Below are 12,312 nucleotides of genomic sequence, written 5' to 3'. Positions count from 1 at the left end.
CACGAGAGTCACTCCGCGGCCCCGCCAAATGCAACTGAAACAATTCAAACTCAATCACCTTTCGAAAACACAACACAATCATGGCAAAACCGAAATTGCGTCCGCTCGATGACCGAGTCGTTGTTCAACCCGTCGAAGCCGAAACGACCACCGCCGGCGGGATCGTCCTGCCCGATTCGGCGAAAGAAAAACCGCAACGCGGCACGATCGTCGCCGTCGGCCCCGGCAAGCTGCTCGAAAGCGGCAGCCGAGGCGCGCTCAGCGTCGACGTCGGCGACACGGTGATCTATGGAAAGTACGGCGGAAGCGACATCGAAGTCGATGGGCAAGAGATGAAGATCCTTCGCGAGAGCGACATCCTGGCAAAGGTCCTGTAGGGACATCGGCGACCGCCCCGCCCTGCCCTGCCCCGCACCCGCGGTGGCATCGGTCGCAGCGGCGGGCCCGGTCCAGGTGTTCTGGGATGCGTTCATTCAGCACTCGTTATCATTGATAGAGGAATCCTCTCGTGGCAAAACAACTCTTATTCGAAGACCACGCACGCGCACGCATGCTGGCCGGCATTGACAAACTCGCCAATGCCGTCGCGGTGACGATGGGCCCCACCGGTCGCAACGTCATCATTGACAAATCGTTCGGCGGCCCGACCGTGACCAAAGACGGTGTCACGGTTGCCAAAGAAATCGAACTCGAAGACCGCTTCGAAAACATGGGCGCGAAGCTGGTCATCGAAGTCGCTCAAAAAACGAGTGACTTGGCCGGTGACGGCACGACCACCGCAACCGTGCTCGCTCGGGCGATCTTCAAAGAAGGTCTCCGCAACATCGTCGCCGGCAGCAACCCCGCCGCGATCCGCCGCGGGATCGATCGTGCCGTCCAAGCCGCTTGCGACCAGCTGCACGAAATCGGACGTCCGGTTCAGGACAAGGCCGAAGTCGCCAACGTCGGCGCGATCAGTGCCAACAACGACAACGAGATCGGCAGTCTGTTGGCCGACGCTCTCGAACGCGTCGGGAAAGACGGCGTGATCACGGTCGAGGAAGGCAAGTCGCGAACGACCGAAGTCAACTACGTCGACGGGATGCAGTTCGACAAGGGATACATTTCCCCGTACTTCATCACCGATCCCGGCACGATGGAAGCCAACCTGGAAAACGCGTTGGTGCTGCTGTACGAAAAGAAGATCAGCAACATCCGCGACCTGGTTCCGCTGTTGGAAAAAACCGCTCAAGCCGGTCAACCGCTGCTGATCATTTCCGAAGACGTCGACGCCGAAGCATTGACGTTGTTGGTGGTCAACAAGCTGCGTGGCACGTTGAACGTGTGTGCCGTCAAGGCACCCGGATTCGGCGATCGTCGCAAGGCGATGTTGGGTGACATCGCGACGCTGACCGGCGGCACGCTGATCAGCGAAGACTTGGGCATTCAGCTGGAAAACGTCACGCTGGATCAGCTCGGTCGCGCCAAGAACGTCACTGTCGACAAGGGCAGCACCACGATCATCGAAGGCGGCGGAAAACGCAGCGACATCGATCAGCGTGTGGCTCAGATTCGCGCTCAAATCGAGCAGACCGACAGCGACTACGACAAGGAAAAGTACCAAGAGCGTTTGGCCAAGTTGGCCGGTGGTGTGGCCGTCGTCAGCGTCGGTGCGGAAACCGAAGCCGAGATGAAGCAAACCAAGGCTCGTTTGGAAGACGCCTTGCACGCGACCCGTGCGGCCGTCGAAGAAGGCATCCTGCCCGGTGGTGGAACCGCACTGGTTCGCTGCACCGAAGCGGTTCAGGCGGCCAAGTCGAAAGCCAAGGGCGATGAAAAGATCGGTGTCGAAATCGTGCTCAACGCACTCAGCGCCCCGATGAAGCAAATCGCCGACAACGGCGGCATCGACGGCAGCGTCGTGGTCGACGAGGTCAGCCAAAAGCCGACCAACACCGGTTACAACGCCAATACCGGTGAGTACGTCGACATGTACAAGGCCGGCGTCATCGATCCGGTCAAAGTCGTGCGAACCGCGTTGACGAACGCCGGCAGCATCGCAGGATTGCTGTTGACGACCGAAGCGTTGGTCACCAACTTCGAAAAGGAAGACAAAGACAAGCTTCCCGTCGAAGGCGTGATCGCCTAGTCGATCCCGGAGACGTGTCTTCACAACAGCGGGTCGCTGCCTAACCATCGGCACGCGGCCCGCTTTTATGTCCGATCCTCATGCGACGCGGCGGCGTCGCCACCCCAACGGCCGATGCCGTGAGTGATGATGAGCGAAAAGCAATGCTATTACGAAGTCCTTGGTGTCGACCGGGGAGCTGCCAAGGTCGAGATCGATCGTGCCTATCGAAAGCTGGCGATCAAGTACCATCCCGACAGCAGTAAAGCCGAAGACGCGGTCGAACGGTTCAAAGAGGCATCCGAGGCCTATGAAGTCCTGAGCGATGCGGATAAACGCGCTCGGTATGACCGTTTCGGACACTCCGGCGTGGACGGAGCCCACAGCCAGTTCAACGACGTCGAGGATATCTTTGAGGCCTTCGGCGAGATGTTCGGCGGTGGCGGCGGCATGTTCGGCGATCTGTTCGGCGGACGCGGCGGTGGTGGTCGACGGCGGCGGTCGCGACGCGGAGCCCGAGCCTTATAGACCGCCCATTTCGAAACGCCCATCTCTTCGGCGACGTCCAGCGGCGGACGCCCGATCACGGCGGTCTCCCAGAACATCCGCCAAGTCCGCTCGTCGAAGCATTGGCGCAACAGCTCGATCATCCGGCGGCGGGCATCCAACGAGTCCGCTTTGGCGGTTGTTGGTGGATCCTCGAAATCGATCGCCGAGGCATCGGCGATCTGCATCAAGGCCAAGTTGGCGGCGGTCCCGCCGGCGGCCCGCTCCTCGGCGGCGATCCGTGCCCGGTCGCGGATCTTGTTGCGGGCGATCGTCCAAAGCCAGCCGCGAAAGGTTGCTCCGTCGCGACCGCCGTCGAACCGTGAGAGCGCTTTGGCGACCGAGGAAAAAGTGTCTTGCATCACGTCGGCGGCGTCCGCGGACTGGCAACCACACCGCCGCGCCCATCCATAGACGATCGGCCCGTAGACCTGGGCCAGCTGTTTCCAACCTTCCGCGTCACCGTCCCGCGCGCGGGCCAACAAAGACGCCGAGGTCGAAGGTTCGTCGCGAAAATGGGTCGAATTCATTCGCCCATTGTAGCTTCTCCGAGCAGACCGATGCGTCGGACCGGCGTCGGTCGTCAGCGTTCTTCACCCTTCCTGGCAGCATAGGTGTCTCCACGAATTCTGGTGCACGAATATCCTTGTGCATGAATTCCAGATCGCATCGCGATCATTCGGCCAACGGCCGTTCACACCCATAGCCTTGGGCATCGCCCAAGGTCCGCAATCGAGAACGAGGGGGATTGGCCAACGGCCATATACAAATGCCGCGTCAAACGCGAAGGTTGTGCATGGCCGTTGGCCAAACTTAACCTCATTGCGATGAGGTTCCTGGGGCGGCGCAATCCTCGCAAATGCCCGGTTTGCTTGCCCCAGGCTATGGATATGCATGCCCTTTGGGCAAAAACCGACTCGTGTAGATACCAATGCCTGCCGGGAGGGTGACGTTAAAAAAAGTAACCCTCCCGAGTGCAGGAGGGTTACGAAGCAATCCGCGTGACCTTCTCGTGGGAAAAGGCCGATCAAGACCGAGCGAACACTCTTACGGCAGTTCGATCGTTTGCAGGGCCAAGGTCCCTTTGACGTCGACGATGGCGACGGCGTGGCTGGCATCGAACTTGTCCATCTGCTTCACACCGGCCAGGGAATCGATCGTTTCATAGGGTTGCCCTGCGGTCCCGCCGCCGCGAACCGGTTCGGTCAGCCCCTGATTCTCTCCGATCCCCTCGGTGCTGATTTTCATCATGCCGCGGGCCGAGTTGTTCATCAGGATCGAAGTCTTGCCGCCTTTCTCGTAGACCACCATGTCCAACGGTTGATTGCGATTTCCGAGTTCGGCAACGGTGGTCCCGCGCACCTTTTCCGAGCCATCAAGTGCATTGACGGGGAAACGGACCAGTGGCGTGCAGGTGAATCCGGCCAACAAGCTAGGTTCACCGTCAACGACCATCGGCAAGAAGGTTTGGATCGTCGCATCTTCAACGCGTCCGTGTGCGGCATGGAAAATATCCACGCTGGTGGTCACCGTGTTGTCGGCAAACGGGTAGGGGAACTCGATCACACGCGAGGGCGAATCGCCGGCAGACAATCCGGTGACCATGACCTTGCCTTCGAAAAAGGCGACGTCGGTGATCGATGAATCGCGGGCATTGCGTGTGCGTCCGCGTCGCGTGACGTCTTTGTCTTCCGGCGGATTGGGCAATGCCTTGGAGGCGTGATGGATCTTGTCCAAATTGATTTTCGTGATCTCGCTCTGACCATCGACTTTCAACAGGTGCACCTGACCGCCGGCAACGATGCTTAGAAACGCGTTTCCGGTGTCCGGGTTGACCGCCAATTCGCCGATTTCGACGTCGCCGGACAAGCCCAACGATGATTTGATCGCGGCTTGTAAATCATCAATCGCCGGACCGCTGCTGCGATCGCCCGCGTCTTCGGTGTCGATCGCGTACACCGTCGCGGCCTTAGGATCACCGACCAATAGGACGCCGGAGGTGGCGAAGGTCATCGGCCCGACCGATTGAAGCTCGACCGGACCCAACGTCATTCCGGATGAAGCCGCCATGACACTCGATGCGGCCAGCAAAACCCCAAAACAACAGGCGGACAGGGCACGTCTGAATGGGAGGACGAAGGGCATGTTAGAATCCTTGTTTGGAAAATGGAGGGGAGAGAGACGGTGCGGAACGCACCACTACAATAACGGATCCACCGAGACGAATACACAAACGGGAGAACAGATGGAAAAGACAAGCCAAAATCGTTGCGTCCCCCTGGGACAGAACCGAACGGTCAGCCGCCGCGATGCGATCGCCGCTGGACTGGCGTCCACGGGAATGGCACTGGCAGCATCAACAAATGCACAGGATGCCGACCGTCCGCCGGCCGCGCCGACCAAGGACGCTCGCAAGTCCTCTCCCAAACGCTATCGTGCCAAAAAGTCGATCAACCAATGGGCATTTCCCTATCCCGATCGGATGTCGCTGCGGGAGTGCATGCAGCTTGCCAAAGACGCGGGATTCGACGGGATTGAGCTGAATTATGATCTGGACAACGACCTTTCCCCCAAAGCTTCGCAAAAAGACCTGGTCGGCATCCGCAATCTCGCCGATGAAATCGGGATCGAAATCAGCGGCCTGTGCTCGTTCCTGTTCTGGCCCTACCCGCTGTCCAGTTTGGACGCGGCCAAACGCAACCGCGGAATCGAACTGGCCGGGTTGATGGCCGAGGCCGCGGCCACGATGAAGGTGGAGAACTTGCTGGTCGTCCCCGGCGCAGTGCACATCCCCTGGCGGGACGATCACACGCCGGTGCCCAACGACAAATGTGAAGCCTTGGCGCGGGAAGCCGTCGGCTCGCTGGTCAGCGGCGCGGAAAAGAAGGGCGTTTCGTTGAACATGGAAAACATCTTCTTCAATGGTTTTCTAATGACGCCGATGGAGATGAACGATTTCGTCGATGGGTTCGGCAGCGACGCCGTCCAAGTCCACTACGACACCGGCAACATCTCCATGTTCCAGCACGCCGAACACTGGGTGCCGATCCTGGGCAAGCGGACCAAGAACATCCACTTCAAAGAGTTCACGAAGAAGGGAACCGATTATTCGCTCGAAACCTTCCGACCATTGCTGGACGGGACGACAAACTGGCCCGCCGTGATGGAGGAACTGGAAAAGATCGACTACGAGGGCTACGTGACGTTCGAGTACTTTCACCCGTACCCGCATTACCCCGAAGCGTTGATCTATCAAACGTCCGATTCGCTGGATCGGATCCTGGGCAGGATCTGAGGCGGCGCACAGTCGGCACACCAGCGCACGTTGGTGTTTAGCCTTTAGGCGACCGCTTTCTGGGTACGATGGCCCTTCCGGGCCGTCGTCCACTGGACTCCCCGTCGCTGCTTCGCAGCGACGGGCGACCGCCCGGAAGGGCCGTCGTACTCAGAGCAGCGACACGGGCGGCCGAAGCCGGCACACCAGCGTGCTACAAAATCATCTCCCCACCGTCGGTCGCCTTGGTCGGGCTACCAAAACCCGTCGTGTAGGCTTGATCGGCATCGACACCCAACAAGCGCATCAGCGTGTACATCAAGTCCGCCACGCTGCGGGGGGCTTCGTCATGCTGTTGCCCATCCTTTCCCGTCGACCCGATCACACGGCCTCCGATGTCACGCCCGGCCAACGTCACCGGGATCGTTCGGGGATAGTGATCACGTCCGTTCTGGCCGTTGATCACGGGCGTGCGTCCGAATTCGCCCATCCACAAGATCAACGTATCGTCCCACAGCCCGTTGGCCTTGAGATCGTCGATCAACGCGATCCAAGCCGGTTGCAGTTGCTGACACAACCGTTTGACGGCAGGGACATTCCCCACGTGAGTGTCCCAACCTGGCAGTTGCACTTCGACGTACCGCACACCGGATTCCAGCATCCGACGGGCGGCCAGAACGTTTCGCCCGAAATCACTGTCGCCGTATCGGGCCCTGGTAGAAGCGTTTTCCGCAGAGACATCCAACGCGTCGGAAAACGAGGACTTCAACAGACGTCGCACCGAATCGATCTGCTCGGATCGCTGCCGAAGTTGTGCCGTGCCACGACCCGAGCCGGAATGCCGATTCCACTCGGTCAACAAATCCAACTGATCGCGGCGCCGCTGGACGCTGCGGATCGTCTGGATCGTTCTTCCCAAGTCATTGACGACAAACGGTCCATGCTCGGTGCCCAAAAAAGCCGGCCCGTAGACCAAGTCGCCCAGCGTCACAAACCCCGGCACGTCGCTCGCCGGACGGGTGGACGCAACGTAGGATCCGAGCGCAGGTCGCGGAAAGGAATCAATTCTTTCGTACCCGGTGTGCAGTAGGTGTGACGCGCGATCATGTTCCCCTTGATTCGAACCGACCGATCGAATCAGGCACAAGTCGTCGGCATAGCTGGCCAAATCGGACAACGTCTCACAAAGCCGCATTCCCGGTACGCTGGTCGCGACGGCTTGCAACGGACCGCCCGTTTCGGTCCCCGGTTTCGGATCAAAGGTCTCCATCTGGCTCGGTCCGCCTTGCATCCACAACGTGATGCAACGACGGAACGGTGCAGTCGGATGGTTCGACTCCGCTGCCTCCGCAACCAGACGCCCCAGCCACGTGGAAAGCCCGGCCGCCGACCCGCAGCGTATCCACTGGCGACGATTCACAGGATTAAGAACAGACATGTTTCACCTTGTAAACACCACGACAGGCTGGAAGCACAACGCAAATCTCCCTCGTTTCCGGGCTCCCGCCTGGGAATGCACCGTCCGCGAGGTTCCTGCCTCGCCACTCTCGCTGGCAGAACCGTCGTTCAATCCCGCTCGAAGCCGGAATCTTGGAACAAATAAAGTACACTAGTGGCTAAAAACAAACTCGTTTCCGTGCAACAACACATACAGCCAATCGCTTCCTGGCACGCCCGCCAGACGTTGGCGTTCCCAATCATCCGGCGGCCGCGACAAGGTCGAGCGAAAGATGGAATCCAGGTCTCCGCTCGGTGGCGATGTCTCGGCGGCGAGTTCCTGTAACAACCCCTGACTGGTACGTTGCAACGCCAGCGGATCGGTCGCCCCCACCTCTGCCGCCGATTGCCCGATGAAGTCCACCGCCAGTGAGTTCAAAAGCACCGGCGACGGCGGATCCTGTTTCATCACCGTCGCGTACGAAGCGATCAATTGTTCGGGCAGCAGAGGGCGCGGCGCTCGCGCAGCAAACCATTCGATCGACTCGGCCCGATTCCTCGCATCGGCTCGCGGTGCCGTGCGGGCATAGGCGTCACTGGTCACGATGGTTCGAATCAATCCGCGAAGATCAAACCCGTTGCCCCGCAACTGGTCCGCCAACGCTTGATGGAGCGCCGGAACGCTCGGCGGGTGGGCTTGGCTGAGACCATCAACCGGGTCGACGATGCCACGGCCGATCAATAACTGCCAAACCCGATTGCCCATCGCTCGGGCGAACGGTTTGGACCGCACGGTCATCAACGCCAGTTCGCGTCGCCACGCCGCCGTGCGAGGCCGCGAACCGGTCAAAAACCGAGGCGTCGTGTCCGTCGAATCGTTCTGGGGTCCCGAATCAATCCGGGCCCCGGAATCAAGGACCTGAACGCCCCCGGAGACTTCTCGCAGTGAGATCGATTGAAAGAACCGACGCATCGCGGTGTAGTCCGCTTGGGTCCAGCGGTCGAAGGGATGGTCGTGGCAACGCGCACAATCGAGTTGGACCCCCAAAAAAATTCGCGACACAGGCGTCACGGGGTCTTCACGGTTGGCCACCAAAAAGTTGACGCCTCCATCGAGTGTCGTCACCCCTTCGGCCGAGATCAGGTCAAACGCGATCTGGTCCAATGGGGTCTGCTGTTCCAATTGCGTTTGCAACCAACGTCGCAATGCCTCGCGATCGACTTGTCGCGACTCGCCGCGCCCGACCAGAATCGTGGTCCAAATCTGTGACCAATACCGTGAAAACTCCTCAGAACGCAGCATTTGATCAAGCGTTCCGTCGCGGTCGTTGGCGGCTTCGAACCGATCCAGTTCGTCGCTGGTAGGAACGCGCCCGAGCAGATCCAGACTGATGCGCCGAAGGTAAGTCGGGTTGTCGCAACGTTCGGTCGGTGTGATCCCGGCATCGCGGTGAGCGGCGGCCAGGATCTGATCGATCGGCGCGTCGGTGGCATCTGCCGTCGACGCAACGCCACCGATCACCAAAACGATGGTCAGCAGTGTGACGTGGGCAAGTCGATGAGCTTTCATCTGCAATGTACCTGAATGCCAACCGTGGGATAGGCTTCCAGCCTGTCGATCCAGAATAATGACAGGCTGGAAGCCTATCCCACTTCCCCTCGTTCCCAGGCTCCCGCCTGGGAACGCATGTCTCGCGAGGCTCCCGCCTCGCCACCACGGAGGCGGAGCCTCCGAATAATCCCGTCCCCAGGCAGAGCCTGGGAACGAGGCCTGACAGCGGACCTAAAAGTCGTCCTTCGCGAGTTCATGCTCCAACTCCGCCGCCCGGCGAGTCAACTGACCAACGACTTCGGCCCGCTGGGGATGCACGGTCCATTGACCGGTCGCTTCATCGACAACGAAAAACTCTTTCGCCAACAGCTCCGTCGTGTCGGGCTGTGATTGCTCGGCCAGTCGGCGAATCTCGGTCAACAGCAGCATCCGGCCCGGTCCCTCGAGCGACTCGGCCAACTGACGATCAGCCATCGAATCGCGCATGTCATCGACTCGGCGCAAGTAGCGCCGGATGGTGCGACACGCTGTGAGCAGCTCGCCTGCCCGTTGGTTGACCTGATCCGCCGCATCGTCACGGACCCGCAAGCCGTTTTCACCTTCCGGCTCCATGACCTGAGAAATCATCCCTTCGACGTGCTTGCCCAGATCAAAGTCGGCGTACGGCACATCGACGGCGACTTGGAAAGCGATCACGCCGGATTTGATCTGAGTGGCAAAACGTTGTGTCAGCGGATCGCTCTTGTCCAGATCCTTCTCGATCTGGATTAGCCGATCACGCACCGCGTCGATTCGATTGCCCGCCCGGTCGGCCATCTCAAGTAACTCCTCCAGGTTTTGCCAGGCTTCTTCATTCTCGATGACGAGGCCGGCGGCCGTGTCCCGCGAAATCTTTTCCAGTTGGACGAACAGGTCGTCCACGGCAGCGGTCGCCGACGATGTGTGCTCCTTTGTCAGGTGCAAGGCAACGACGGCGGCCATCGCGGGATCATCTAACTTGGCGACCAGACGTTCGTGACGTTCGTCCGGCGTCGCAAACTCGCTGGCAAAATCGGGCAGTTCACGTTTTAGTTTTTCAAACACCTTGGTCGCCAATTCGAAACGCTCAATCTGCCGCCGCCCGTCGGCACCGAGCGTCGGGATGACCACCATCTTGTCACCACGGCGAACGAGCACTTTTTCCAGTGCCTTGCCGAGGAACAACTCGATCGGATCACTGCGGCCATCGAATTCGTCCAACATGATCGCATAGCCGACATGTTCGTCGGTCAGCATGCGGCGCGCCATCTGGTTCGTTTCGGTGGAATCATCCAGCCGCTCGGCGACGCCCTTCATCCGCCGCTGCATCGAATCGAGTACCTGACCGAGTTGTCGGGATTGTTGCACCCAAGATTCAGCCGCCTGCCGACTGTCGCCGCGCAGGGCCAACGTTCCGTCGGGGGCGACGTCGAAATGTTTTTCGACAAACCGCGGGATCGCCTCGGCACGCGCGGTTTCTCGGTACTTGCCTTTCAACAAATCGATCACACCGGCAAAGGCGACTTGACCGGATTCGCTGTCGAGCAATTGAGCGAGCTGCGACGAGGCTTTGTCGCTCGGATTCAAACGCCGACGCAACGTCTGGATCTGATCCTTGGAATCCGAGGACAACACCTGCAACGATGCCGATCGGCCGTCGGAGGTCTCACCACCCTGGCCAGGCGCATCATTGTCCGCAGCGACCAAACGGAATTGCACGGCCGACAGGAAGACCAAGCCGGCAGCAATCAGTCCCAAGAGTAGACGTTTCATGACGGAATCTCTGGAAGGAGGAGAGGAGGAAGCGTTCAACAAGCGGGTGACTCGCTCGGTCAGCGGCGGTGCAGCCATCGATTGAACGCCCAGACCGCCGGCGATGCGTGGCGGAGTAGCGGGCGGGTGGTCGATGAACTCGACCAGCTGCACCAGACTGGCCGCCAACCCCTGGGCGGCGGCCGGATCGGCGCGGGTCAACGATTCGTCGCAGGCCCATTCGGCGGATTCCTCATAATGGCGCACGCACCACCATGCCGCCGGGTTCCACCAGTGCAGCGCGACGGCGGTCCGGGCGATCGCTTGACGCCAAACGTCATGGCGACAAAGGTGGGCCAGTTCATGCAGCAGCACACCCCGCCGTTGATCGACCGTCAATGATTCCCAATACGGCGCGGGGACCACCAAGGCGTATCCGCGCGGCCGACGAACCAACATCGGACCGGCAGCCCCGGAAACCAACATCTCGGGCGCATCTCGACCACGAAGCCGACAAACCCGCTGCCACTGGGATTGCCACGACGCGGGTGCCGGATCAAGTTGATCGACCAGACGACACAGTTTCCGGTAGCGGGTGACACCACGTCCGGCGATGGCGACCATCCCCAACATCCAAACCGTCAATGCTGTCGGCGTCACGAGATCCGTCCAAGGACTGACAAACGCATCGTTGGTCGGTGATTCGGTTGACAGAAGTCCCGATCCCGCCGTTACCGCGTCCGACCGACCGCTTTCAGGCTGGAATTGCGGTCCGACCAACGAGTCGCCGACCGACACCGCAACATCGGGTATCGCCACCGGCGAAAGGGACGTTGCTGACATCGGATCGGGTTCTAACCATGGCAACTCCACGGGCATCCGAAACAACATCAGCCCTTGCAGCAACACAGCAAACAGAATGATCTGACGCAATCGTGGCGTCATCCTGTCGATCCGGCGCAGCAGAAAGGCGGCGACTCCGCACGAAATCGTTAACATCAGCGATGCCGTGACCAGACAATGCAGCAGCGTGTTCATCGCCGTTTTCCTCCCGAACGCGTCTTCGAACCACGTTTTGTCGCACGGGTCGGTGGCGACACGTCGGATTCAGCGGAATCATTCGACGGTGCAGGGGAACTCTGTTCGGCGTCGCGAATCAGTTGCTTGAGTTCTTGGAGTTCATCGGGACTGATCCGTCGGTCCTGCATCAATTGGGCGACCAAGGGAACGACACTGCCGCCGGACAGTTTTGAGATCAGTTGATCCAGATGTCCGGCCTGGGCTTGTTCACGCTCGATCGCCGCGGCGTACTCCGCCGGCCGCCCCGACTTCGTTGCCAATCCTTTGTCGACCAGACGATTCAATCGGGTTTGAATCGTGGTGTAGCCGACCGCGTCGGCGCCGAAACGCTCATGAGCTTGGGCCAACGTCAACGGCCCCTCACGCCACAGCAAGTCCATCAAATCCAGCTCTCCGCTGGAAAGACGCATCGATGATTTCATCGGCAAAGCACCGCCAGAAGAAAAACGACCGCAACCTCATTTACGACAACTGTCATATTCTTTACGACACCTGTCATAAAGTCAAGCGTGAAGCCGAGATTTTCGCACGAGAGGTGGGGCGGGC

General features: G+C 60.0%; 8 protein-coding genes and 2 pseudogenes. 4 read left to right on the top strand and 6 right to left on the bottom strand.

Annotated features, from left to right (window positions below):
• Nucleotides 1-80 precede the first annotated feature (80 nt).
• The 3 genes and pseudogenes from groES to Mal15_RS34795 form a co-directional block, all read left to right on the top strand.
• A complete protein-coding gene (groES, locus tag Mal15_RS29315) occupies nucleotides 81-377 on the top strand; it encodes a co-chaperone GroES (RefSeq protein ID WP_147871004.1) in 297 nt (98 codons plus the stop codon).
• 131 nt (nucleotides 378-508) lie between these two features.
• On the top strand, nucleotides 509-2,128 hold the full coding sequence (gene groL / locus Mal15_RS29310) for a chaperonin GroEL (RefSeq protein ID WP_147871003.1): 1,620 nt from the start codon (nucleotides 509-511) through the stop codon (nucleotides 2,126-2,128).
• Between the two features lie 129 nt (nucleotides 2,129-2,257).
• Nucleotides 2,258-2,623 (top strand): annotated as a pseudogene (locus tag Mal15_RS34795) (DnaJ domain-containing protein); the annotation flags it as partial.
• 17 nt (nucleotides 2,624-2,640) lie between these two features.
• Here the strand turns inward: Mal15_RS34795 and Mal15_RS34790 are convergent.
• Nucleotides 2,641-3,183: pseudogene (locus tag Mal15_RS34790) on the bottom strand (RNA polymerase sigma factor); the annotation flags it as partial.
• Nucleotides 3,184-3,700: 517 nt separating this feature from the next.
• Nucleotides 3,701-4,723 carry a hypothetical protein gene (locus Mal15_RS29295; protein WP_147871000.1) on the bottom strand — a complete coding sequence of 341 codons (1,023 nt, stop codon included), beginning with the start codon at nucleotides 4,721-4,723 and terminating at the stop codon, nucleotides 3,701-3,703.
• A gap of 175 nt (nucleotides 4,724-4,898) precedes the next feature.
• Between Mal15_RS29295 and Mal15_RS29290 the strand changes: the two genes are divergently transcribed.
• The gene (locus tag Mal15_RS29290) at nucleotides 4,899-5,948 is read left to right on the top strand and encodes a sugar phosphate isomerase/epimerase family protein (protein ID WP_147870999.1); all 1,050 of its coding nucleotides are present in this window, start codon (nucleotides 4,899-4,901) and stop codon (nucleotides 5,946-5,948) included.
• Between the two features lie 193 nt (nucleotides 5,949-6,141).
• On the opposite strand, the gene Mal15_RS29285 is transcribed toward Mal15_RS29290, so the two are convergent.
• The 4 genes from Mal15_RS29285 to Mal15_RS29270 all read right to left on the bottom strand — a co-directional run bounded on the left by Mal15_RS29285 (nucleotide 6,142) and on the right by Mal15_RS29270 (nucleotide 12,188).
• On the bottom strand, nucleotides 6,142-7,365 hold the full coding sequence (locus Mal15_RS29285; protein WP_147870998.1) for a DUF1501 domain-containing protein: 1,224 nt from the start codon (nucleotides 7,363-7,365) through the stop codon (nucleotides 6,142-6,144).
• A 171-nt stretch (nucleotides 7,366-7,536) separates the two neighbouring features.
• Entirely contained in the window at nucleotides 7,537-8,934 is a 1,398-nt protein-coding gene (locus Mal15_RS29280) for a DUF1549 domain-containing protein (RefSeq protein ID WP_147870997.1), read from the bottom strand.
• A 213-nt stretch (nucleotides 8,935-9,147) separates the two neighbouring features.
• Nucleotides 9,148-11,724 (bottom strand): M56 family metallopeptidase, encoded by a 2,577-nt coding sequence (locus Mal15_RS29275; protein WP_147870996.1) that lies wholly within the window; start codon nucleotides 11,722-11,724, stop codon nucleotides 9,148-9,150.
• Nucleotides 11,721-12,188, bottom strand: a complete 468-nt coding sequence (locus tag Mal15_RS29270; protein ID WP_147870995.1) for a BlaI/MecI/CopY family transcriptional regulator — start codon at nucleotides 12,186-12,188, stop codon at nucleotides 11,721-11,723. Before Mal15_RS29270 ends, Mal15_RS29275 begins: the two co-directional genes overlap by 4 nt.
• Nucleotides 12,189-12,312 lie beyond the last annotated feature (124 nt).

Origin of the sequence: Stieleria maiorica (assembly GCF_008035925.1) — a bacterium.
Classification (GTDB): Bacteria; Planctomycetota; Planctomycetia; order Pirellulales; family Pirellulaceae; genus Stieleria; species Stieleria maiorica.
This window is presented reverse-complemented; position numbering and strand designations above follow the sequence as displayed.